The following is a 22166-nucleotide window of genomic DNA, read 5'->3' as shown; positions in this document are numbered from 1 at the left end:
TGCAGGGGCCCGCGGCGAGCGTGCGAGTCGTGGGGGGCAGCGGGGTCCTTCAGCACGGCCCCGTTCCGGGGCCCGCGGCGAGCCTGCGAGTCGTGGGGGGAACGGGGTCCTTCGTCCGGGAGCGCTCGACCAGGGCGGTGGTCGAGTGGCCGTCCAGGTAGGGCAGGACGACGGCCTGGCCTCCCCAGGTGCGCAGGACGGCGGACTCGGGCAGGTCGGCGCCGGCGTAGTCGCCGCCCTTGGCCCACACGTCCGGGCGCAGCTGCTCCAGGACAGCCGAGGGGGTGTCCTCGCCGAAGACGACGACGGCGTCGACGAACTCCAGCGCCTCCAGCACCCGGGCCCGGTCGGGGGCGCTCACCAGCGGGCGGGTCGGGCCCTTGAGCCGGCGCACCGAGTCGTCGGAGTTGATGCAGACGACCAGGCAGTCGCCCAGCCCGCGGGCGGCCCGCAGCGTGGCGACGTGCCCGGCGTGCAGCAGGTCGAAGCAGCCGCCGGTGGCCACGACGGTGCCACCCGCGGCGCGCACCCGGGCCAGCAGCGCGTCGACGTCGGGGGCGGTGGGCTCGGCGGTGGCCGGCGCGGCGTCCCAGGCGGTGGCGCCACCGCGGCCGACGAAGGCGCCGGCGGCCGCGACGGCGGCGGTGACGGCCTCACCGGTGACGGCACCCCCGGCGAGGGCGACGGTGACCGCGGCGGCGAAGGAGTCGCCGGCGCCGCACGGGTCGCCGCCGGTGACCGGGGTGGCCGGCACGACCATCGGCGCGCCCTCCCCGTAGGACAGCAGCGCGCCGCGGGCGCCGAGGGTGACCGCGACCGCGCCGACGCCCCAGGCCCGGATGAGCGCCTCGGCCCGCGCGCCGACCGCGGCCAGGCCGCTGCCGGTGACCTCGGGGGTGACGCGGGCGGCCTCCGACCCGTTGGGGGTGACCAGCCGGGTCGAGGGCACCGGGTCGGCACCGCGCGGGTGCGGGTCCCAGACCACCGGGCCGCGGGCGGCGGCCAGGGCGGCACGCACGTCGGGGGCCGACGTCGTCCCGCGGCCGTAGTCGGCGACGAGCACGGCGGACGCAGTCGCGATCGCCTCGACCGCGGCGGCGGGCAGCGCGCCGAAGGTCGTCGTCGCTCCCCCGGTGTCGAGCCGGGCCACGGAGTGGTCACCGACCCGGATGCGCTGCTTGACCGCGGTCGGGCTGCTGGCCGGGATCTCGATCAGCTGCACCCGGCCGGCGAGCAGCGCCCGCAGCCGGTCGGCGCCCTCGTCGTCGCCGAACGGGGCCACCAGCGTGACCTCCTCGCCGGAGGAGGCGGCCAGGACGGCGGCGAGCGCGGCACCACCGGGGCGCTCGTGGATAACCGCGTCGTCGATCACCGGCACCGGCGCGTCGGGGGTGAGCCGCGAGGCGGTGCCGACCAGGTCGACGTCGAGCAGGGCGTCACCGACGACGACGATCACGGGACGACCTCCACGTGGTGGGTGGTGGACACCCGCGGCGACTCGGCCAGCACCGCGGCGTCGAAGGCGGCGCAGAGCAGGTGCAGGGCGACCAGGTGGCACTCCTGCACCGTCGCCGTCCACTCGGAGTCGATGCAGACGGCGTCGTCGGCGGCCGCGGCCAGCGGGTTCGGGCCCGGCCCGGTCATGGCCAGCACGGTGACGCCGCAGTCGCGGGCCCGGCGGGCTGCGGCGACGGCGTTGGGGCTGCGGCCCGACGTCGACAGGAGCACCAGCACGTCCCCCGGGCGGCCGTGCGCCTCGACCTGGCGGGCGAACAGCTCGTCGGCCGCGTAGTCGTTGGCGATCGCGGTCAGCGAGGACGTCTCGGCGGTCAGGCAGATCGCGGAGAACGGCGGGCGGTCGGCGCGGTACCGGCCGACCAGCTCGGCGGTGAGGTGCTGGGCCTGGGCGGCGCTGCCGCCGTTGCCGGCCGCGAGCAGCCGGCCGCGGCCCTCGCCGGTGAGCACGTCGGCCAGCATCCGGCCCCAGCGGTCGAGGACCTCGACCTGGGCGGTGAGGCTGCCCAGCGCGGCGGTCAGCGAGGTGACGTGGTCGTGCCCGGTGAGGTGCGTGCAGGTGTCCGGCGACACCACCTCGCTGGAGCGGGACGGGGTGACGGTCATCGAGCGACCTCCAGAGGGGAGCGGACTGCCAGGACCTGGCGGTAGACGGCGTCGGTGTCGGCCACGACGCGGGACCAGCGGTAACGGGTGCGGGCGCGCTGCACGCCGGCGGCGCCGTAGCCGGCCCGGCGCTGGTCGTCGGCGAGCAGCGCCGCCAGCGCAGCACCGAGGGCGGCGGGGTCGCGCGGGGGCACCAGGTCGCCGGTGACGCCGTCGGCGACGGAGTCGGCCAGCCCGCCGACGGCGGTGGCGACCACGGGGCGGCCGCAGGCCATCGCCTCCAGCGGGGTGATGCCGAACGGCTCGTACCAGGGCACGGCGAGCACGACGTCGGCGGAGCGGATCCAGCCCGGGACGTCGGCCCGGGACACCGCGCCGGTGAACACCAGCCGGTCACCGACCCCCAGCTCGTCGGCGATCGCGCGCAGGCGCTGCACCTCCGGGTCACTGTCGAGCAGGTGGCTCTGCGGCCCGCCGACGACGACCAGCTCGGCGCCGGGGACCGCGGGCAGCGCCCGGACGGCGTCCTCCTGGCCCTTGCGCTCGACCAGCCGGCCCAACACGAGCAGCCGCGGCCGGCCGGAGCGCTCGGCGACCGGCCCGCGTGGGGTGAACTCCGCGGTGTCGACGCCGCAGGGCACGATCGAGACCCGGTCGTCGGTCAGGCCCAGCAGGCCGAGCTCGAGGACCTCGTCGGTGCAGGTGGCCACGACGTGGTCGACGTCGGCGCACAGCCCGCGCTCGAGCTCGATGCGCTGCTCCGGCGAGGTGTCGGCGTCGCCCTGGTGCCGGCGCTTGACCGAGCCGAGGGCGTGGAAGGTCTGCAGCACCGGGATGCCCAGGCCCGCGGCGGCCTGCACCGAGGCCAGTCCGCTCATCCAGAAATGCGCGTGCACCAGGTCCGGCGGCTGGTGCACCCAGGCGGCCCGGAGCACGTCGGCGAAGGTGCCCATGTGCTGGAGCAGGTCGTCCTTGGGCAGCACGGTGGGAGGCCCCGCGGTCACGTGGACGACGTCGTAGCCGTCGGCGGTGCGCACCCGCTCGGGCAGCGCGGCGTCGTCCCGGCGGGTGTACACGGTGACCTCGTGGCCGCGGGTGGCCAGGCCCGCGGCCAGCGCCGCGACGTGCACGTTCTGCCCACCGGCGTCGACCCCGCCGATCGCGGCGAGCGGGCTGGCGTGCTCGCTGACCAGGCTGATCCGGAGCCGGTAGGCCTCCACCAGGTCGGCGGTCACCGGGTCACCTCGGCGAGCAGAGCGTCCCAGTCGGTGAGGAAGCGGTCCAGCCCGTAGCGGCCCAGCGCGGCGGCGCGGGCGGCCTTGCCGGCCAGCCGGGCGGCGTCCGGCTCGTGCACGAACCGCTCCAGCGCCCGGGCCAGCACCTCGGGGTTGGTCGACAGCACGCCGGCCTCGGCCGGGACCGCCTCGACGGCCTCGGTGGTGGCCAGCCCGACGACCGGCATGCCCAGGTGCATGGCCTCCAGCAGCGACAGGCCCAGCGACGTCCAGCGCACCGGGTGCACGTAGACCCGGCGGCGGGCCAGCTCGTCGTGCATCGCCGCCTGCGGCGGGTCGTCGTACAGCCCGACCCGCGCGGGGTCGAGGTCGTAGCGCTCGTGCAGGCCGGTCAGGCCCATGCCGAAGACGTCGAGCGGGGCGGCCCGGCTCAGCAGCGGCAGCAGGTCGCCGCCGGTGTACCGGCCGCGGCGGACCGGCTCGTTGACCACCACGCCGGCCCGGGCGAGCTCACCGGTGTAGCGCTCGCCGGGGTCGACGATGCCGTGCTCGATCACCGTGGTCGGCGCGACCCCGTTGTCGTAGAAGAGCTGGTTGAAGTAGGTGACGTGCGCGATCGGGATCTCGCGCTGGTCGGCCAGCGGGTGCGCCGTGTTCGGCACCGACCCGTCGGGGGCGTTGTGCTCCAGGAACACCGCGGGCAGGTCGCGGCCGGGCTCGCGGCCCAGCCACTCCCGCACGAGCTCCAGGTCGCGGGTGCGCTGGAGGACGACGACGTCGGGCTGCTCCGCGCGCAGCTGCTCCGGCGTCACCTCCCGCACCGACGCCGGCCAGTCCCAGGTGCGGGCCCGGCCGAGGCCGTCGGGCCCACGGTCGGGCACCACGGGGAGCAGGTACTCGTGCGCGCCCTGGACGAAGGACGTCGTCCACGAGCCGTGCACGTGCCAGAGCAGGACCTTCACGCGGCCACCAGCTTCTCGACGGCGGCGACGACGTCGGCCGCGGTGACGGAGGACAGACAGGGGTGCCCCGGCACCGGGCACTCGCGGGCCCGGGAGTCGCGGCAGGGGGCGGACTGGTCGCCCAGCAGCACGGTCGGGACGCCGTAGGGCGCCCACCGCACGGCCGGCACCACTGGGGAGAACAGCGAGACGACGGGCGTGCCCACGGCGGCGGCCAGGTGCGCCGGACCGGTGTTGCCCACGACCACCGCAGCGGCGCCGTCGAGGAGGGCGGCCATCTCGGCCAGCGTGGTGGCCCCGCCCAGGTCGGTGCCGCGGGTGCCGGCGACGGCGGCGGTGAGCCCCCGCTCCCCCGGCCCGCCGGTGACCAGCACGCGGTACCCGGCGTTGGCGAGGGCCTCGACGGCCTCGGCGCAACGCTCGGCCGGCCAAGCGCGGGCGGGCACCGAGGCGCCCGGGTGCAGGACGACGTAGCCGGGGACCCGGTCGGTGGCCGGCAGCGGACGGCGGACGGCGAGCCGGCCGTCGTCGCCGGCGGGCAGCTCGAACCCGGCGGCCCGGGCCAGGGACAGCGCGCGCTCGGGCTCGGGCTGGTCGTCGTCGGTGCGGTGCCGGACGTCGAGCAGCGAGCCGGGGTAGTCGACGCTGATCGCGCTGATCCGGGCCACGCCGGCGGTGCGCAGCACCAGGGCCAGCGGCAGCGGCGACTGGTGGAACGACGTGGAGACGACGGCCTCGGTGACCCCGGCGGCGCGCACCCGGTCGGCGAGCGCGGCCAGGTCGGCGGCGTCGACGGGCTGGGGGTGCCCGTCGATCCACGGGCAGTGCCAGGTCAGCACCTCGTCGACGCCGGGCAGCAGCTCGGCGGCGGCGGTGCCCTGCGGGCTGGCCAGGAAGACCACCCGGTTGGCACCGGCCGCGACCGCCCGCACCAGCGGGCCCTGCAACAGCACGTCCCCGGCGTTGTCCAGCCGGGCGACCAGGACGGTGCGGCTGGGGAGGCCGCGCGTCACCAGGCTCCTGCCAACACGTCACCGACCGCCTCGGTGAGCGTGGGCGCGCGGTGCCGGGCGGCGGTGACCTCGGCCGGCAGCGTGACCGGCGTGGGCACGAGGATGCCGTGCGCACCGGCGGCGGCCGCAGCACCCAGGTCGGCGGCGATGTCGCCGATGACGACGCAGCGGGCCGGGTCGACGCCGAGCTCGGCGCAGGCGGCGGTGACCATGCCCGGCGCGGGCTTGCGGCAGTCGCAGCCGTCCTCGGGGGCGTGCGGGCAGACCTGCACGGTGTCGAAGGGGCCCAGCAGCTCGGCGACCCGGGCGTTGACGGCGTCGGCCTGGGCCCGGGTGATCAGCCCGCGGCCGACCCCCGACTGGTTGGTGACCAGCCCGATCCGCACGCCCCGGGCGCGCAGGGAGTCCAGCGCCTCGCGGGCGCCGTCGACGGGGGCGACCAGCGCCGGGTCGCCGTTGTAGGGGACGTCGTGCACGAGCGTGCCGTCGCGGTCGAAGAGCACCAGGTCCGGCAGACCGCGCCAGGCCAGGACGTCGCGGTGCACGACGGCGCCGCGCAGGAAGTGCCAGGTGGCCAGCGGCGGGATGACCGCGCTGGTCAGGGCCATGGTGGTGACCTCGGCGCGGTCGCGCGGGCCGGGGGCGATGCGGGCCCAGGCGAACTCCGCCGTCCCGGCGAGCCAGCCCAGCGCCACCAGCCCGGCGGCCCTGGGCCTCCTGGCGGCCAGCAGCCCGACGGTGGCGAGCGCGGCGCCGGTGACCGCGAGGTGCCGGGGGCGGCGGCCGACGGCGGCGTCGGCGCGGTCGCGCCAGGTGGGGCCGTGCAGCCGGCGCATCAGCACGTCGTCGGCGTTGCCGGCCTGCACGCGGGCGGAGACCCAGCGGTCGACCGGGCGCACCGGGTGGGTGATCCAGCGCTGCCCGCGGGTCAGCGTGGACCCGGTGTCCATGACCCGCAGCGCCAGGTCGGAGTCCTCCCGGAAGGCGCGCGGGAAGCGCTCGTCGAACCCGCCGACCGCGGCCAGGGCGGACCGGCGGTAGGCGAGGTCGGCGGTGATCCAGCTGCTGGTGGCCAGGCCCGCGGTGCCGCGCTCCCAGTCGGTGGGCCGGCGGTCGGTGGGCAGCGGCACGCGCACCCGGCCCTGCGTGCCGGCGACGTCGTCCGGGAGCGCGGCCAGGTCGGTGGCGAGCCGGTCGTACCAGTCGGGGTCGGGGACGACGTCGTCATCGAGGAAGGCGATCCACTCGGTGGTCGCGGTGCGCCAGCCCAGGTTGCGGGCGCGGGCCGGGCCACCGCCGCCGGTGCGCACCACCCGCACCGGGGGCAGACCCGGGCGCTCGGGGCGCAGCGGCTCACCGGTGGGCCGGTCGTCGACGAGCACGAGTTCGGCCGGGCGGGGCCCGGTGCTGGTGGCGAGGGCCTCGAGCAGCACGTCGAGGGACGGGCGGCCGACGGTCGGCACGACCACCGTGCAGCCGCTCAGGTCACCCGTCATGCCCTCACGATCCCCTGCAGGTCCACCGGAGAAACACTACGGGCTTTAAGTTTTCGCCGGGCAGGCGGCGGATTACCCCGATCGAGGGACCCTCACGCGTCGGATCCGTCGCGATCACCGGTCTGGTCGCCTATCCCGCCCCGGGGCAGCGGTGCCTGCGTCGGGGCGGGACCCGGTGGAGAGGTCCGCCTGCCCGCCACCGGCGGCGGACGCTACGAGCGGGGGCGGCGGGTGGCCGCGGAGACCCGGGCCAGGGCGTCGGTGACCACGGGGGCGTCGTCGCCGAGCATGGTGAGCAGGTGGGCCACCAGGTCGTCGTGGGTGGCGGTCGCGGCGCGCACCCGCTCCCGGCCGGAGTCGGTCAGCCGGGCGTGCAGCAGCCGCCGGTCCTCCCCCAGTCGCTCGCGGGTCACCAGGCCGTCGTCCACGAGCCGGTTGACGGTGCTGGTGATGCCCGGGCGGCTGAGCCCGACGGCCTCGGCCAGGTCGCCCATCGACGCCCACTCCTCCGGCGACTCCGCCACCCGGCGCAGCACCTCGAACCCGGTCAGCGACAGCCCGTGCTGGCGGTGCAGGGCAGAGTCCACGCGGTGGGTGATGCGGTCGTGCACCTGGACGATGCGCAGCCAGGTCTCGGTGCTGCTGGGCCCGGCCGCAGCCAGGCCGCGCACGTCACGGGGCACGCCTCGGGGCGGCGCGCCGTCGTGCAGGCGGTCCATGTGCTGGTCCATGAGCGGGTCCACGTCTGTCGTCGGGGTGTCGGTGCGGGTCGTCCGGCCGGTGCGTCCGAGTGTGCCGGTGTGGTCTGCCGGCTCAGCGGTCCGTGTCTGCGTGCCGGCCGCGGGAACGTCGCGCACCCAGCAACCCGAGCGTCCCCGCCGCGCCGACCAGCGCCAGTCCGGCGGCGACCGCGACCGGTGAGCCCGTGCTCTCCGGGACCGCCCGGTCGCGGGCAGCCACGTCCAGGGCCAGCCCGGCGGTCGCGGCGGAGTCGCCGCCGGTGAACCGCACCGTGGTCGACCCCAGCGCCGCGCCGCGCGGGATCTGCACGACGGTCTCCACGCTGCCGTCGGCGGCGGCGGCCACGGTGGTCAGCGGCTCGTTGACCCCGGGGATCGTCACGGCGACCGGCTCGCCGGCGGTGAAGCCGGTGGCCCGCACGGTGACCACCCCGCCCGGGGAGACCGCGGCCGCGGAGCTGCTGGCGGCCGGCACACTGCTCCGCCCGGCCGAGCCGCTCGGGGCGCCGGGGCTGCTGGTGCGCGGCGGCGTGTCCGCGTCCGGCGAGCCGGTGGGCGTCCCGCCGGTGGGTCCGGGCGTGCTGCCCGACGTCGTCCCGGGAGCCGGGGTCGCCGGGTCGGCCGGCTGCGAGGTGCCCGGCACCGGGATCGCCGGGACGGCGGCCTCCGGGGAGCCCGGCCCGCCGGTGGTCGGTGGGGTGGTCCCCGACTCCACGGAGGTGGCGGGCCCGGGCCGTGTCGCCGTGGCCGGCGGGGCGGTGCTGGACGGGGGTGCGGCGACCGCCGCGCAGTCCTCGGCGCTGGGCCGGGTGTAGGTCTCGAGCTCCACCGGGGCCTCCGGCGTCCCGTCGCCGGCGCTGACGGCGACCGAGACGTCGACGGTCACGCCCCAGGCGATGGGGGCGCTGACCAGCTCGACCTGCTGCCCGGCGGCCAGCACCGCGGAGTCCTGCTCGGCGCTGCCGTCGAACACCAGCGCGACCCGGTGCGGCTGGGTGCCGTTCGTGACCAGCGTGCGCACGACGCCGGGGCCGCAACTGGGGCCGTGGGTGACCGTGGCGGTGGGCCGGCGGGGGTCCTCCATCGCAGCGGCGGGGGTGGCGAGGGCGACCCCGCCGGCGCCCAGCGCGAGGACGGCGACGGCCAGGGCCCGCGCGTACGACGTCGGCACGGTGGACCCCCCGATCTCGCCGGCCGGAGGGCGACTGCCCCGGCCCCTGGCTGCACTGCCCCGATCATCTCCGCTGCATGCGCTCAGTGGCCGCTTCGTCACTCCAGTCACGTCCGTGTCGCGCGCGTGTCGCGACGGGCGTGTCGGGCCGGCAGGTGCATGCAGGCCGGCGAGACACGCGTCACTACGGTGGGCCGGTGAGCTCAGCGGCGGGGACCGGACGGCGGCGGCAGGACGCGGTCTACCGGGCCGGCGTCTACGGCCGCACCCCGCGCGTGCCGACCAGCTACCGCGCCCTGGCCCGCGAGGCACGGCGCCGGCTGGGTGCCCGCGCCCACGACTACGTCGCCGGTGGCGCAGGTGACGAGGACACCCAGCGCGCCGACCGGGCCGCCTTCGACCGCTGGTCGGTGGTGCCCCGGGTGCTGCGCGACGTCAGCTCCCGGGACACCTCGGTCGAGCTGTTTGGACGACGACTGCCCGCCCCGGTGCTGCTGGGCCCGGTGGGCGCCCTGGAGCTGGTGCACCCCGACGCCGACCTGGCCGTGGCCCGGGCCGCCGCCTCCGTGGGCGTGCCGATGGTCTTCTCCAACCAGGCGTCGGTGCCGATGGAGACCACCGCGGCGGCGATGGGCGAGGCACCGCGCTGGCTGCAGCTGTACTGGTCGAGCTCCGACGAGCTGGTCGCCAGCCTGCTGGGCCGGGCGGAGGCCAGCGGCTGCGAGGCCGTGGTGGTCACCCTCGACACCACGATGCTCGGCTGGCGCCCGCGCGACCTGGACCTGGGCCACCTGCCCTTCGCCCTGGGCAAGGGGATCGCGCAGTACACCTCCGACCCGGTGTTCCGCCGACTGGTGGCCGAGCGGGTCGCCGCCTCGGCCGGCGCCCCGCGGGACCCGCAGCCCCGACCCACGTCCGCGGCGGTGCGCGCGCTGGTCGGCATGGCCCGCGCTTGGCCCGGCCCGCTGGTGGAGAACCTGCGCTCCCCGCTCCCCCGCGCGGCCGTGGAGACCTTCCTGGCCATCTACTCCCGCCCCTCGATCACCTGGGACGACCTGGCGTTCCTGCGGGAGCACACCCGGCTGCCGATCGTGCTCAAGGGCGTCCTGCACCCCGACGACGCCCGGCGCGCGGTCGACGAGGGCGTCGACGGCCTGGTGGTCAGCACCCACGGCGGGCGCCAGGTCGACCGCTCGATCGCCGCGCTGGACGCCCTGCCCGACGTGGTCGACGCCGTCGCCGACCGGGTGCCGGTGCTGCTGGACAGCGGGGTGCGCAGCGGCGCCGACGTGCTGGTCGCCGTCGCCCTCGGTGCCCGCGCGGTGCTGCTGGGCCGACCGTTCGCCTGGGGCCTGGGGCTGGCCGGGGAGGAGGGCGTCCGGCAGGTCGTGGAGGACGTGCTCGCCGAGTTCGACCTGACCCTGGGGCTCACCGGCCACACCGCGGTCGGCCAGCTCTCCCGCAAGGTCTTGCGACGCCGTCCGTGAGGCCGGTGCTGGCCGCCGGCGGCGCCGCCGGGCAGGCTGGGACGACACCGCCGCCGAGGAGGCCACGATGACCGTCCTGCTGGCCTGGGAGGCCGCCGAGCACGGCGGCGGGGACGACGCCGCGCTGCGGCTGGCCGTGCGGCTGGCCCGCGCCGAGCAGTCGCCGGTGGTGGTCACCACGGTCGTGCCGCCGGACCCGGCCACCCCGGTCACGTCCCGGCTGGACCGGGAGTACCTGCAGTGGCGGGCGGCGCTGACCGCGACCCGGCAGGCCGAGGCGCTCACCGCGCTGCGGGCGGCGGGCGTGGACGACGTCCGGACGGCGGTGGTGCCGGCGTCCTCGGTGCCCGCCGGGCTGGTCGAGGCGGCGTCCACCTACCGGGCCCGGCTGCTGGTGCTGGGGGCGGCGGCGGAGGCGCCGGCCGGGCGCTTTTCGGCCGGATCGGTGGCCGAGCGGCTGCTGCACAGCTCGCCGGTGCCGCTGGCCCTGGCGCCGCGGGCCTGGTCGGCCGACGCCGCACCGGCCCGGCTGACCTGCGCGTGGGCCGGAACGGCACGGTCGGCGGAGGCGCTCGCGGCGACCCTGGCGTTCGCCGAGCGGTGGCGGGTGCCGGTCCGGCTGGTCACGTTCGTGCCCGAGCGGGCGGCGCTGCTCCCCTCGGCCGCCGGCGACCGCATGGAGCAGGTGGTCAGCGAGGAGTGGGCCGGGCAGGTGCAGGGCGCGCTGGACGAGGTGGCGGCCGGCTGGGCCGGGCCGGGGCCCGCGCCGGCCACGCTGCTGGCCCGCGGCGCCGGCTGGGCCGGGGCGGTGGCCGAGACGCCGTGGGTGCCCGGCGACGTGCTGGTGGTCGGGTCCGCACGGTCCGGTCCGCCCGGGCAGGTGTTCGTGGGGTCGACCGCGACCAAGCTCCTCCGGGCGGCGACGGTGCCCCTGCTCGTCGTCCCGAACGGCTCGCCGACCACCTCTTGACGCCCCGCTGTGCCGTGGGTCACAGTTGAGGTGCGGGTGGGGGAAGCCGGTACACATGGCCATCCAGTTCCTGGGGATGGACCGACCAACGCGGCCAGACCGTCAGGGCCGGCCCCCCGCCCGCCACACACCTCCCTGACGCACACTCACCCCGTGCCCGAGGTGGAGTTCGACGTCCGGTGGCCGGACATGTCGCAGCAGTGGGTCTACTCGCCCTCGACCGTGGTCGAGGACGTCTTCACGGCCGGGGCGGCGTACTCGGTGGGCGAGTTCGTCGCGCTCACCCGCGAGGCGATGGGCGAGGCCAGCCGCCGCGTGCAGGAGCGCTGGGGCTCCCCGTGCTCGCGCGCCGCGGCCACGCTCGCCTCCGTCGAGGCCACCGCGGCCCGCTTCCCGGCCGGCGAGGTGCAGGTGGCCGGCTTCCGCCGGTGAGGCCGGACAACACGAACGGCCCCGCTCCTCACGAAGAGGAACGGGGCCGTTCGCTGTCTCAACCAGACGTGCACCCGAAGGGACTCGAACCCCTAACCTTCTGATCCGTAGTCAGATGCTCTATCCGTTGAGCTACGGGTGCGTGTGTTCAGTTGTGCGCGGAGGCTCCGGGATTTGAACCCGGGATGGGGATTAACCCAAACCGCATTAGCAGTGCGGCGCCATAGACCGGACTAGGCGAAGCCTCCCGGGTCCCGAGTCGCCCCGGAACCACCGAGGAGAGAGGTTACCAGCGTCCGGCGCCCGGGTTCCACGGGGGTGGCCGACCGGGCGCCGGGAGGCCTCCTCAGGCGTGGACGACGTCCCGCCGGGGAGCCGTCGGCAGGCCCGGGCCGCGCCCGGGGACCAGCGTCACCGCGACCGCCACGGCTGCGGCACCAGTGGCCATCACCAGCGCCCCGCCGACGCCGGCCGGGCCCTCGATGAGCGCACCGCCCACCGCCGCGCCGACCGCCGAGGCGCCGAAGGCCACCGTCGACAGCCAGGTGAAGGCCTCGGTGACCGCCGACGCCGGGGCGATGGAGCCCACCAGCGAGCTCTGCACGGTCAGGGTGGGCGCGATCGCCGTCCCGCCGAGGAACAGCAGGGCGGCCAGCACCCAGGGGCTGGACACCGCGGCGAGCGGCGCCAGGCCGATGGTCACGCCGAGCAGGCACCAGCGGTACTGGCGCGGCAGCGAGGCACTGAGGACACGGGCGCCGAACCACAGTCCACCGATCGTGGAGCCCAGCGCCCACACGGCCAGCAGGACACCGGACATCCCCGGCGACCCGGCGGCGTCGGCGAAGGCCGGGACGGCGACCTCGAGGCCACCGACGGCGACCATCAGCGCTGTGCCGCTGATCAGGACGCGCGGCATGCCGGGCAGGGTCACGGTCGCGAAGAGGCGGCGGCGGGGTGCCGCCACGGGCTGCCAGGCGCGCATCGGGGCGCTCATCACCACGCCGAGGGCGCCGCCGATGCCGAGCACGCCGGCGACGGCCAGCGCGACGACGGGGCTGGCCAGGAAGGTGAGGGCGGCGACGAGCGTGGGGCCGGCGACGAAGACCAGCTCGGTGGCGGTGGCGTCCAGCGCGTAGGCGGTGGGCCGGATCTTCGGGTCGACCCGCGACCACAGCGCGCGCACGGTGCCCGAGATGAGCGGGGTGCTCATCCCGACCGCTGCTGCGGCGGCGAACATGACCGGGACCGGGGCGCCGCGCAGGACGGCGACGGCGACGCCGAGCAGCAGCAGCGGGTAGGCCAGCGCCTGCAGGAGGAGCACCGGGCGCGGGCTGCGCCGGTCGGCGAGCCGGCCGAGCACGGGCGCGACCATCGCGGTGGCGATGCCGAACGTGGCCGAGATCCCACCGGCAACCGCATAGGAACCGGTCTCCTGCTGCACCATGAGCAGCAGGGCCAGCGGCACCATCGCCGACGGCAGTCGGCCGGCGAAGCCGGCCAGCAGCAGCACCGGGGCGGACGGCAGCCGCCACACGGGCAGGTAGGAACGCATGACAGGACTCACTTCAGCACGGTCGAGACGGGGAATCGTAGGGGCTCAACAGCCGTTGACCCCCTACAGCTTCCCGACGGTAGCACGGAGGTAGGGAGTCAAATGGACTATGACACCTACGGGTCGAATGCCGTCGAGCTCGCCATCGACCTGGCCAACGTCGACCGAGCCGATCCGGCCTGGGTGCGCACCTTCCTCGACGCCCATCACGAGTGGTGGACCGAGGGGACGGCGACGGAGCTCACCGACCCGGAGGACGAGGCGGTCGGGCAGACGTCGTCCCTCGTGCGCGAGGTCGCGCTGGCCGAGAGCCAGCCCGAGGTGATGACCCGGCTCAACGCCCTGCTGGACCTGGCCTCCCCCAAGCCCTACGCCACCGACCACGACGGCGAGCTGCACCTGCACTACGCCCGACCCGACGCCGGGGCGGTCGAGCAGCTGACGACCACCGTGGCGATGGGGCTGTCCCAGGTCGTCGTGCAGCACGGGTGGCAGCGGCTGGGGGTCTGCTCGGCCGAGGGCTGCGGCAACGTCTACGTCGACACCTCGCGCAACGCCAGCCGCCGGTACTGCTCCAACACCTGCTCCAGCCGCTCGACCGTGGCCGCCTACCGGGCCCGCCAGCGCAGTTGACCCGACGGGGTCATGGAGTCCCAGCTCCCGGCTCCGTGGCGCTCGTGCTCCACTAGCGTCCGCCCATGGCCTCACCCCGCCGCTGGGACGCGATGCTGCTCGCCCACGTCGGCCGACTGCCCACGACGCGGGTCGACCGCTGGCTGCGCCGGCTGTCCACCTCCGCCGACCACGGCAAGCTCTGGCTGCTCCTCGCCCTGGTGCTCGGGCTGCAGCGCGGTCAGCAGCGGCGTGGCGCCGTCCGGGGACTGGGGTCGCTGGCCTTCTCCAGCGCGCTGGTCAACGTCGTCCTCAAGCGGGTCTTCGGCCGGGTGCGGCCGGACCTGGCGAACGTGGCGACCGACCGGTCGCTGCGCCGGGCGCCGCACACCCTCTCCTTCCCCAGCGGCCACTCCGCGTCGGCGGCCGCCTTCGCCACCGGCGTGGCGCTGGAGAGCCCGCTGGCCGGCGCGCTGATCGCGCCGGTGGCGCTGGGCGTCGGCTACTCCCGGGTGCACGTCGGCGTGCACTACCCGGGCGACGTGCTCGCCGGCATGGCGGTCGGCGGCGCGGTGGCCGCGGCCACGCAGCACTGGTGGCGGGTGCGCCCAACCGACCCCGCCCGGGTCTGGACGGCGTGGGACGCCCCGGCGCTGCCCGGGGGCGAGGGGCTGGTGGTCGCGGTGAACCCGCGGTCCGGGCGCGAGGACTACTCCCCCGCCGCCGACATCGCCGAGCTGCTTCCGGCGGCCGAGGTGCTCGAGCTGACCGAGGACGCCGGCGTCCGCGAGCTGCTGGGCGAGGCGGTGCGGTCGGGGCGGGCGAGGGCGCTGGGCGTGGCCGGTGGCGACGGCAGCGTCGCGGCTGCCGCGGCGGTCGCACTGGAGGCCGGGCTCCCCCTGGCCGTCGTGCCGGCCGGGACGCTCAACCACTTCGCCCGCGACCTCGGGGTGGCCACACCGCGGGAGGCAGCTGCTGCTGTGGTGCACGGCTCGGCCGTGCAGGTGGACGTCGCGGAGGTCAACGGCGTGCCGTTCCTCAACACCGCCTCGATCGGCTCGTACCCGGAGATGGTCGAGCGCCGGGACGCACTCTCCGGACGGCTGGGCAAGTGGGCCGCACTGAGCGTCGCCGCGGCACAGGTGCTGCGGCACGGGTCGCCGGTGGAGCTGGAGATCAACGGGGAGCGCATCTCCGCGTGGATCCTGTTCATCGGCAACGGCGTCTACGTGCCCCGCGGGATGTCGCCGGCCTGGCGCCCGCGACTGGAGGACGGACTGCTGGACGTGCAGTACCTGCGCGCCGACCTGCGCTTCGGCCGCACCCGCGCGGTGCTGGCCACGCTGTTCGGGGTGAGCGAGCACAGCCGCACCTACGCGCAGTTCCAGGTGCCCGAGCTGCGGGTGCGGTCACTGTCGGGGCCGCAGCAGGTCGCCTACGACGGGGAGACCGGCGACTTCGCGACCGAGTTCGTGTTCCGCAAGCGCGAGCGGCTGACCGTCTACTGCGAGCGCTGACAGTCGAGCCCTGCCCCCCACTGGGGGCAGGGCTCGACCGTCCACAGTTCGGCCTTTCGGGCGACGCGGAACGGCCGCTGGACTGCGTAGTGTCCGGTGGACTTTCTGGACGTACGCGGGAGGACGACGGATGCGGTGGGGGCGAGGGGCTGCAGCGGCAGCTGTGGCGATCGCGGTGCTCGCGGGCTGTTCGAGCGGCGAGACGGCGAACGAGACCCTGCCCCCGGTGACGTCCTCAGCCGCCCCGACCAGCGAGGCTCTCCAGCCGCTTGGACCGCCCGACTTACGGCTTCCCGCGGGGGCCCGCGAGCAGACAGCGGCCGGGGCTAAAGCCTTCCTGGATTACTACGTCGAGTTGATGAACTACTCGACGACCAGTCTTGCAACAGAGTCCCTGCGCGATTTGAGTCGCGACTGCCAGACCTGCAGCAGGTTTGCCGATGGGTTGGACGAAGTGTCTGACTCGCAACGGCGTATCGAGGGCGCCGAATTCTCAATCAACGGCAGTAGCGATCCACTAGTTCGCAACGGCACTGCCGAGTTCTCCATGTCGCTTACTCAGCGGAAGTCTCGCCTCCTGTCAGCCGCTGGCGAGCCGCTGCCCGAATTCGATCAAGCGGATACGACATTCGCAGGGAGCGGCGCCCTACTGTCCTGGGACGCCGAAAGAAACACCTGGTTGATGTCGAACATCACCTTCCAGTGACTACATCTAGCTTCAGCCGTTTCGTCGCAGTCGTTGCTACCGCCCTCACTATTTTCCTGGTTCCAACAGTCGCTCTAGCGGCAGCCGATCCATGCCCCGACTACCTAGCCAACTGCATCAGCGCCGGCGCGGAAGATGGCTCCCTGTTCCTGCAGGCAGCCGACGTGACAACGTCTGAAAACTCGGCGGTCTGGCGGGCCAGCAACTCTGCGCCTGCTATTGCGCAGTACCGCTGGCGACTGTCGACGCCATGCGCCCTGACCGATCCAGTAGCTGGCGGCTGCCTACCCGGCGAAACAGCGTGTCCTGTCGTACCCGACCGAATCATCGGTTTGTACGTGGTCCAACGACAACGCCTGGCCCAGCCGATAACAGACGGCCGCCAGCCCGACGTAGACGGATTGACGCCAGACCCACCACTGCCCGCAGGCTCGCCCTACGGCACATGGGGCGATGACGCAGAAATCTGCGTCGACATCACCGACCTGAACCCGCCGCCGTCGCCGGACGAGGTGTTCCGATACTTCCAGACCCTCCCCCTGCCACAGCTGACCACCCGCCAGCAGCCGCCCGGCGAGGCGCTCGTCGGGCTGCCGGTCGTCTTCTTCACCGACAGCCCCACGACGCAGGTCTTCACCGTCGACATCCGCGGCTTTGCCGTCACGATCACCGCCCAGGCGACGTCCTTCGCCTGGACCACCGGCGACGGCACCACCCTGACCACCACCGACCCCGGTGCGCCCTACCCCGACCAGACCATCACGCACGACTACGCCGCCGGCACCTACACGGCCGGCCTCACCACCACCTGGGGCGGCACGTACTCCGTCGACGGCGGCGCGCAGGCCGACGTCCCGGGCACCACGACCACGGACGGCGCCCCGACGACCTTCACCGTCCGCCAGGCGCGCTCGGTGCTGACCAACCCCTACGACTGACCGGGACGCCCCACCGGCAACAACTAGGCCGTATGGACGATCCGCTGGCAACCCGACCATGCTGGATCCCAAGATGCATCACCGACGTTGGCATGACTTGCCCGAGGATCGTCCAACGGACCGCAACCCTGGGCCACTAGACACGACACGTGGTCATCGCCGTCATCTCCGCCGTCTGGGTCACCGCCTCCGCCGGGCTCGCGCTGGTGGTCGGGCGGGGCATCCGCCAGGCCGACGAGCACGCGCCGTTCAGCGACCACCTCGTCGGCCTCCCCGCAGAGCTGACCGTCGCCGACGTCCTCGGCGCACGCGCCGTCCAGCCCAGCCACTGACGGTCCGTCGTCCGCCGGGCTGACCCGGTCCCACCTGCCACTGCCCCTGGGCACCCCCGGGCCTGAGGTCGCACCGCGACAGCGCATCCGGTCCGGGTCCGGACCGAGACGCGGGGCCGACCGGCACCTCGCGATCCCGACGATGGAAACAGCGACCGGCGCTCGCCCAGCGATGATCGCCACTTCTCACTACGGTCACCGAGCAGGAGGTTGTCCCGGTCAGCACCGGGCAACCGCACTGCAGACGTCACCGATGGGAAGAGGTACCTCCATGTTGGTCCGCCGGATCGCCCGGCCCTTGATCGCCGGCACGTTCCTCTACGGGGGCATCGACACCCTCCGCCACCCGCAGAGCCGGGTGCCGGGTGCTGCCCCGATCGTCGAGCAGCTCACCGAGATCGCCGACAAGCAGCTCCCCGTCCAGGTCTCCCACGACGTCGAGCAGTGGGTGAAGTTCAACGCCGCCGCCCAGGTCGGCGCCGGCTCGCTGTTCGCGCTGGGCCGCTTCCCGCGCTTCTCCGCCCTCGTGCTGGCCACCTCGCTGGTGCCCACCACGCTGGCCGGTCACCGCTTCTGGGAGCACACGGACCCGAAGGAGCGCTTCGGGCAGACCAGCAACTTCCTGAAGAACACCTCGATGCTCGGTGGCCTGCTGCTCGCCGCCGTCGACACCGAGGGCAAGCCCTCGGTCGGCTGGTGGGCCCGCCGCAGCGCCACCGCCGCCGCCGCTGCCGCCGAGGCCAGCTACACCAAGGCCTCCAAGAAGGCCGCCAAGGCCCAGAAGCGCGCCAGCAAGCAGGTCAAGAAGGTCGGCCGCTGAGCACTGCACCACTGCCGCCCGCGGGCGCGCTCCGGAGGATCGCCTTCCTCCTGGAGCGCGCCCGCGAGCCGTCGTACCGGGTGAAGGCCTTCCGCACCGCGGCCGCCGTCATCGCCGGGCTGGACGACGCCGAGCTCGACCGGCGGGTGCGCACGAAGACGCTGACCGAGCTCAAGGGCATCGGCGACAAGACGGCCGCGGTGGTCGTCGAGGCGCACCGCGGTGAGGTCCCGGCCTACCTCCGCGGCTTGGAGGAGACCCACGCCGAACTCGCCCCGCTCGCCGACGACGCCGCAGCCCTGCGCGCCGCGCTCAAGGGCGACCTGCACGCCCACTCGGACTGGTCCGACGGCGGCAGCCCGATCCGCGAGATGGCCGAGGCGGCGATCTCCATCGGGCACGACTACCTGGCCCTCACCGACCACTCCCCCCGGCTCACCGTCGCCAACGGGCTCTCCGCCGCCCGGCTCGAGCAGCAGTTGGACGTCGTCGCGGCGCTGAACGCCGAGCTCGCACCGTTCCGCGTCCTCACCGGCATCGAGTGCGACATCAACGTCGACGGCAGCCTCGACCAGACCGACGAGCTGCTGGGCCGCCTGGACGTCGTCGTCGCCAGCGTGCACTCCGAGCTGCGGGCCCCCGCCGCCCAGATGACCGAGCGCATGCTCGCCGCGGTCGAGAACCCGCACACCGACGTCCTCGGGCACTGCACGGGCCGGCTGGTCATCGGGCGGCAGCAGCGCAACGGCAGTCAGAAGCCACGACCCGAGAGCCAGTTCGACGCCGACGCCGTCTTCCGGGCCTGCGTCGAGCACGGGACGGCGGTGGAGATCAACTCCCGCCCCGAGCGGCTGGACCCTCCGCTGCGCCTGCTCTCCCTCGCCGTGGACCTCGGCTGCGACTTCTCCATCGACACCGACGCGCACGCCCCCGGTCAGCTCGACTGGCAGGACGCCGGCTGCGCCCGGGCCGTCGAGTGCGGCGTCCCGGCCGACCGGGTGGTCAACACCCTGTCAGCGGACGACCTGCTGGCCCGCACGCACGGCTGAGCCCCGCACCTCCGACTGCGGTGGCAACTGCCACCACCCACCCAGCTCGGCGTCCAGCGCCGGGTCGAAGGCGTCCAGCCCGCCGCCGGGGTAGGGCGTGAGCTCGCCGAACCACACCTCGCCATCGACGTCGAAGAGGTCGACGCGCACGAAGTCGAAGGCCGCACCCAGCGCCTCGGCCACCTTGGTCATCTCCGCCAGCGCCGCCGGCGGCGGGGTCACCGGCCCGGGGGCGACCGCCTCGGTGACCGTGACCGGCCGCCAGTCGGGGTCGTAGAGCCGCCGCTGGTGGGCGCCGAACCGCCCGGTGTCCACCTGCACCAGCCGCACCCGGCCGCCGAAGACGAGGAACTTGTGGTCGGCCGGGACGGCGCCGTCCGCGCCGATGAACTCCTCGACCAGCAGCAGCCGGCGCGCCTGGCTGTAGACCCACTCGCCACGGTCGCGGAACAGCGGCTCGTCCAGCCAGCCGGCCGTGACCTGTCGGAGCTCGGCGACGTCGGGCGTGCCGGTGCCGATGTGCACCCGCATGGTGCCGTGGTTGGACTTGAGCACCCAGCGCTCGGGCAGGTCCACCCCGGACAGCGCGGCGACGTCGGTGCCGGTCCACAGCACCCGCGGGACCTGCACGGCCGGCACCACCTCGGCGGCGTAGGCCTTCATCGCCAGCTTGTCGCCCAGCTGCCCGATCAGCGGCCGCCGGTCGTGCACCACCCGCCAGTTCACCTTCTCGGTGAACGTCCGCGGCGGACGGCCCGGCCAGCGGCCGTGCGCCCGCCGGTAGAGCACGGCCCGCTTGGCGCCCAGCGGCAGCCGGACGAGGACGGCGTCCGGCAACGACGCGGCGATCGGACGCACCCGGCCAGTCTGCCGGGACGCCCCGCGCGGGGTCCTTCTAGGGTGCAGCCGTGAGCACCGGAGGCCTGCGCTGAACACCCCGTCGGACCCCCGCCCCGGGGTCGGCTTCCTGGCCAAGGACCCGTGGCACCCCGCGATCCGTCGCGAGCACATGATCGCCGCCCAGCTGGTGCGCCGGGGCATGCCCGTGCGCTTCGTCCAGGCCCCCAGCGACTGGCGCCGGCTCACCACCGACCCGGGCAACTGGACCCGGCACGTCGGGCGCGGCCGGTTCCTCCCCGTCGCTCCCGGCATCGAGGTCTCCGAGCGCTCCACCCTGCTGCCCGGGCTGCGCGGCCCGGTCGCCGAGCGGGTCGACGCGGCCCTCTACCACCGGTTCCTGCGCCGCTCCGGCTGGTCTGAGGAGCTCACCGTGGTGATGTTCCCGTGGGAGTGGCGGGCCACCCGCGGGCTGGGCGGCCGGGTGGTGTTCGACTGCACCGACGACTGGGCGCGACTGCTCCCCCAGGCCCGCGGGCTCCGCGACCAGCTGCGCCGGATCGCCGACGAGGCCGACGAGGTGGTGGTGGTCAACCAGGTGCTCGCCGACCTCTTCCCCGGCCGGACGCCGGTCGTCGTCCCCAACGGGACCGACGAGCAGCTGCTCACCGCGCCGCGCACGGTCGCGCGGGTGCCGCGGTCGGCGGTCTACGTGGGCAGCATCGCCGAGCGCTTTGACGTCGGCCTGGTGCGCGCGGTGCTCACCGCCCTGCCGGACTGGACGCTCACCGTGCACGGCCAGCTGGTCTTCCCGCTGCGCGCGCAGGCCGCGGCCGAGGAGTTCCTCGGCCTGGAGCGCGAGTTCCCCGGCCGGTTCCGCTACGCCGGGCTGCTCTCCCGGGACCGGCTCCCGGAGGTGCTGGACGCCGCGGCCGTCGGGCTGATCCCCGACGTGGCCAGCCGCGCCCTGGGCCAGTCGTCGATGAAGACCTACGACTACTGCTCGCGCGGGGTACCGGTGGTCGCCACCGCCGGGCACCTCGAGCACTCCAGCGACGTCCCACCGCACACCTACGTGGTGGACGGCGCCCGGGAGATGGCCGAGGCCGTGCAGGCCGCCGCCGACGAGCCGACCGGCTGGGCCGGCGACCGGATCGGCTGGGCGGCCGCGCGCACCTGGGACCGCCGCACGGACGCCTGGCTGGACGCCGCGCTGGGAGATCGTCCGGCCGCTGTGACAGGAGTGGACCCGTCATCAGGACGCACAACGGAGTGACCGGGTGTCGCCGGTGCCGGAAGGCGCCGCGGCCGTAGCGTGCCGCCATGACGAGCACCGCGCCCGCCCCGGTCGACCCCGCCCTCGCACTGGCCGACGCCCTGCAGTCCGGCTTCGCCGCCCAGCGCGCCGGCCACCAGCGCGTGAAGCTGCCGGAGAGCCGCCCCGCGACCCGCTGACGTCGCGGGGCCGGGAGGTCAGGGACCGGCCTCGGCCCGCCCGACCGCACGCCCGGGACGTCGAAGCGTGCGCGTCGGACGCGCGGCGCAGCGGCATGCCGTCGGCCAGGACCAGCCGGGGTGCGACGCCCCGCAGGACGGCGACGAGGAGGGATGCGCCGGTCATCGCCTCGCTCCTTCCTCGACGACGGAGGTCGCGGTTGCGGCCCACCCGCCGGACACGACCGACGAGACGGTCGACAGCCCCTCCCCGAGGCGGAGTCGTGGGCGCCACGCAGGGCAGGACGACGGCCGTGGTCGACACGGGCACCCGGCTCGGGCGCTGCGCGGTCCGGGTGCTGATCGCATCGTGCGCCTGGTCAACCGACCGATCGTCACCACCGCACCACGACCGGTGGCGTCCTCCAGGTGAGGGATGCGGCACATGACGAGTTCCCGGGCACCTGGGCGCTCCCCACCCGGCGCCGAACCTGCATGATCGTCGCGTGATCAGAGCCCTCGCCGCGCACGTGACCAGTGCCGGGACCGTCCCGGGCGCCACCGCCGGGCGCGTCCTGCACCTGCACCGCTACACCCGGTCGGGCGACGACCCGTTCAGCGGCTCCTCCCTGTACCGCTGCCGCTGCGGGGTCGTGCGCCCCGGCATGTGAGCCCGCCGTCCGGGTCGCACGACACCCCGGGTGGATGAGCCGTCACCGACAGTTCACCTCCCGTCCGT

23 protein-coding genes and 2 tRNA genes are annotated in these 22166 nt (G+C 75.2%); 13 read left to right on the top strand and 12 right to left on the bottom strand.

What is annotated here, in order from left to right; genetic code table 11:
• Window positions 1-49: 49 nt before the first annotated feature.
• The 8 genes from rfaE2 to O2W14_RS13680 form a co-directional block, all read right to left on the bottom strand.
• On the bottom strand, window positions 50-1456 hold the full coding sequence (gene rfaE2, locus O2W14_RS13715; protein ID WP_269176663.1) for a D-glycero-beta-D-manno-heptose 1-phosphate adenylyltransferase: 1407 nt from the start codon (window positions 1454-1456) through the stop codon (window positions 50-52).
• Window positions 1453-2121: a D-sedoheptulose-7-phosphate isomerase gene (locus O2W14_RS13710; RefSeq protein WP_269176662.1), complete on the bottom strand. Its 669-nt coding sequence runs from the start codon at window positions 2119-2121 to the stop codon at window positions 1453-1455. The genes rfaE2 and O2W14_RS13710 overlap by 4 nt, the downstream gene beginning before the upstream one ends.
• Window positions 2118-3356, bottom strand: a complete 1239-nt coding sequence (locus tag O2W14_RS13705; RefSeq protein ID WP_269176661.1) for a glycosyltransferase — start codon at window positions 3354-3356, stop codon at window positions 2118-2120. The genes O2W14_RS13710 and O2W14_RS13705 overlap by 4 nt, the downstream gene beginning before the upstream one ends.
• A complete protein-coding gene (locus O2W14_RS13700; protein ID WP_269176660.1) occupies window positions 3353-4318 on the bottom strand; it encodes a glycosyltransferase in 966 nt (321 codons plus the stop codon). Before O2W14_RS13700 ends, O2W14_RS13705 begins: the two co-directional genes overlap by 4 nt.
• Window positions 4315-5331 (bottom strand): glycosyltransferase family 9 protein, encoded by a 1017-nt coding sequence (locus O2W14_RS13695; RefSeq protein ID WP_269176659.1) that lies wholly within the window; start codon window positions 5329-5331, stop codon window positions 4315-4317. Before O2W14_RS13695 ends, O2W14_RS13700 begins: the two co-directional genes overlap by 4 nt.
• On the bottom strand, window positions 5328-6827 hold the full coding sequence (locus O2W14_RS13690) for an HAD-IIIA family hydrolase (RefSeq protein WP_269176658.1): 1500 nt from the start codon (window positions 6825-6827) through the stop codon (window positions 5328-5330). The genes O2W14_RS13695 and O2W14_RS13690 overlap by 4 nt, the downstream gene beginning before the upstream one ends.
• A gap of 212 nt (window positions 6828-7039) precedes the next feature.
• Window positions 7040-7546: a MarR family winged helix-turn-helix transcriptional regulator gene (locus tag O2W14_RS13685; protein WP_269176657.1), complete on the bottom strand. Its 507-nt coding sequence runs from the start codon at window positions 7544-7546 to the stop codon at window positions 7040-7042.
• A gap of 94 nt (window positions 7547-7640) precedes the next feature.
• Window positions 7641-8738 carry a hypothetical protein gene (locus tag O2W14_RS13680; RefSeq protein WP_269176656.1) on the bottom strand — a complete coding sequence of 366 codons (1098 nt, stop codon included), beginning with the start codon at window positions 8736-8738 and terminating at the stop codon, window positions 7641-7643.
• Window positions 8739-8935: 197 nt separating this feature from the next.
• Between O2W14_RS13680 and O2W14_RS13675 the strand changes: the two genes are divergently transcribed.
• From O2W14_RS13675 to O2W14_RS13665, 3 genes are all read left to right on the top strand, one after another.
• Window positions 8936-10225 (top strand): alpha-hydroxy-acid oxidizing protein, encoded by a 1290-nt coding sequence (locus tag O2W14_RS13675; protein ID WP_269176655.1) that lies wholly within the window; start codon window positions 8936-8938, stop codon window positions 10223-10225.
• Between the two features lie 67 nt (window positions 10226-10292).
• Window positions 10293-11195, top strand: a complete 903-nt coding sequence (locus O2W14_RS13670) for a universal stress protein (protein WP_269176654.1) — start codon at window positions 10293-10295, stop codon at window positions 11193-11195.
• A gap of 153 nt (window positions 11196-11348) precedes the next feature.
• Complete coding sequence (locus O2W14_RS13665) at window positions 11349-11627, top strand: MSMEG_0570 family nitrogen starvation response protein (RefSeq protein WP_269176653.1); 279 nt, start codon at window positions 11349-11351, stop codon at window positions 11625-11627.
• A 69-nt stretch (window positions 11628-11696) separates the two neighbouring features.
• Here O2W14_RS13665 and O2W14_RS13660 read toward each other — a convergent pair.
• The 3 genes from O2W14_RS13660 to O2W14_RS13650 all read right to left on the bottom strand — a co-directional run bounded on the left by O2W14_RS13660 (window position 11697) and on the right by O2W14_RS13650 (window position 13194).
• Window positions 11697-11769, bottom strand: a tRNA-Arg gene (locus tag O2W14_RS13660).
• A gap of 17 nt (window positions 11770-11786) precedes the next feature.
• A tRNA-Ser gene (locus tag O2W14_RS13655) sits at window positions 11787-11875 on the bottom strand.
• A 98-nt stretch (window positions 11876-11973) separates the two neighbouring features.
• A complete protein-coding gene (locus O2W14_RS13650) occupies window positions 11974-13194 on the bottom strand; it encodes an MFS transporter (protein ID WP_269176652.1) in 1221 nt (406 codons plus the stop codon).
• 90 nt (window positions 13195-13284) lie between these two features.
• Here O2W14_RS13650 and O2W14_RS13645 point away from each other — a divergent pair, with 90 nt between their 5' ends.
• The 7 genes from O2W14_RS13645 to O2W14_RS13615 all read left to right on the top strand — a co-directional run bounded on the left by O2W14_RS13645 (window position 13285) and on the right by O2W14_RS13615 (window position 19156).
• Entirely contained in the window at window positions 13285-13815 is a 531-nt protein-coding gene (locus tag O2W14_RS13645) for a CGNR zinc finger domain-containing protein (RefSeq protein ID WP_269176651.1), read from the top strand.
• Between the two features lie 65 nt (window positions 13816-13880).
• Window positions 13881-15311 (top strand): bifunctional phosphatase PAP2/diacylglycerol kinase family protein, encoded by a 1431-nt coding sequence (locus O2W14_RS13640; protein WP_269176650.1) that lies wholly within the window; start codon window positions 13881-13883, stop codon window positions 15309-15311.
• 163 nt (window positions 15312-15474) lie between these two features.
• Window positions 15475-16017 carry a DUF6318 family protein gene (locus tag O2W14_RS13635; protein ID WP_269176649.1) on the top strand — a complete coding sequence of 181 codons (543 nt, stop codon included), beginning with the start codon at window positions 15475-15477 and terminating at the stop codon, window positions 16015-16017.
• A gap of 512 nt (window positions 16018-16529) precedes the next feature.
• On the top strand, window positions 16530-16955 hold the full coding sequence (locus tag O2W14_RS13630) for a hypothetical protein (RefSeq protein ID WP_269176648.1): 426 nt from the start codon (window positions 16530-16532) through the stop codon (window positions 16953-16955).
• Window positions 16956-17104: 149 nt separating this feature from the next.
• Entirely contained in the window at window positions 17105-17287 is a 183-nt protein-coding gene (locus O2W14_RS13625) for a hypothetical protein (protein WP_269176647.1), read from the top strand.
• Between the two features lie 271 nt (window positions 17288-17558).
• A complete protein-coding gene (locus O2W14_RS13620) occupies window positions 17559-18107 on the top strand; it encodes a DoxX family protein (RefSeq protein ID WP_269176646.1) in 549 nt (182 codons plus the stop codon).
• Window positions 18104-19156, top strand: coding sequence for a PHP domain-containing protein (locus tag O2W14_RS13615; RefSeq protein WP_269176980.1), 1053 nt, complete (start codon window positions 18104-18106; stop codon window positions 19154-19156). The genes O2W14_RS13620 and O2W14_RS13615 overlap by 4 nt, the downstream gene beginning before the upstream one ends.
• Here the strand turns inward: O2W14_RS13615 and O2W14_RS13610 are convergent.
• Entirely contained in the window at window positions 19121-20014 is an 894-nt protein-coding gene (locus O2W14_RS13610; protein ID WP_269176645.1) for an ATP-grasp fold amidoligase family protein, read from the bottom strand. The genes O2W14_RS13615 and O2W14_RS13610 overlap by 36 nt on opposite strands.
• A gap of 151 nt (window positions 20015-20165) precedes the next feature.
• Here O2W14_RS13610 and O2W14_RS13605 point away from each other — a divergent pair, with 151 nt between their 5' ends.
• The 3 genes from O2W14_RS13605 (at window position 20166) to O2W14_RS13595 (ending at window position 22098) form a co-directional block, all read left to right on the top strand.
• Complete coding sequence (locus tag O2W14_RS13605; RefSeq protein ID WP_269176644.1) at window positions 20166-21269, top strand: hypothetical protein; 1104 nt, start codon at window positions 20166-20168, stop codon at window positions 21267-21269.
• A gap of 47 nt (window positions 21270-21316) precedes the next feature.
• Window positions 21317-21448 (top strand): hypothetical protein, encoded by a 132-nt coding sequence (locus O2W14_RS13600; protein WP_269176643.1) that lies wholly within the window; start codon window positions 21317-21319, stop codon window positions 21446-21448.
• 485 nt (window positions 21449-21933) lie between these two features.
• Window positions 21934-22098, top strand: a complete 165-nt coding sequence (locus O2W14_RS13595; RefSeq protein ID WP_269176642.1) for a hypothetical protein — start codon at window positions 21934-21936, stop codon at window positions 22096-22098.
• The last annotated feature ends 68 nt before the right edge of the window (window positions 22099-22166 follow it).

It is taken from the genome of Modestobacter sp. VKM Ac-2986 (assembly GCF_026967795.1).
Taxonomy (GTDB): Bacteria; Actinomycetota; Actinomycetes; order Mycobacteriales; family Geodermatophilaceae; genus Modestobacter.
Note: the sequence above shows the minus strand (reverse complement) of the source record. Positions and strands in the feature narration are given on the sequence as shown.

Coding starts and splice junctions, on each gene's coding strand:
- O2W14_RS13710 (WP_269176662.1), bottom strand. CDS start 2,121: ATGACCGTCACCCCGTCCCGCTCCAGCGAGGTGGTGTCGCCGGACACC.
- O2W14_RS13690 (WP_269176658.1), bottom strand. CDS start 6,827: ATGACGGGTGACCTGAGCGGCTGCACGGTGGTCGTGCCGACCGTCGGC.
- O2W14_RS13685 (WP_269176657.1), bottom strand. CDS start 7,546: ATGGACCGCCTGCACGACGGCGCGCCGCCCCGAGGCGTGCCCCGTGAC.
- O2W14_RS13670 (WP_269176654.1), top strand. CDS start 10,293: ATGACCGTCCTGCTGGCCTGGGAGGCCGCCGAGCACGGCGGCGGGGAC.
- O2W14_RS13645 (WP_269176651.1), top strand. CDS start 13,285: ATGGACTATGACACCTACGGGTCGAATGCCGTCGAGCTCGCCATCGAC.
- O2W14_RS13640 (WP_269176650.1), top strand. CDS start 13,881: ATGGCCTCACCCCGCCGCTGGGACGCGATGCTGCTCGCCCACGTCGGC.
- O2W14_RS13620 (WP_269176646.1), top strand. CDS start 17,559: ATGTTGGTCCGCCGGATCGCCCGGCCCTTGATCGCCGGCACGTTCCTC.
- O2W14_RS13605 (WP_269176644.1), top strand. CDS start 20,166: ATGATCGCCGCCCAGCTGGTGCGCCGGGGCATGCCCGTGCGCTTCGTC.
- O2W14_RS13600 (WP_269176643.1), top strand. CDS start 21,317: ATGACGAGCACCGCGCCCGCCCCGGTCGACCCCGCCCTCGCACTGGCC.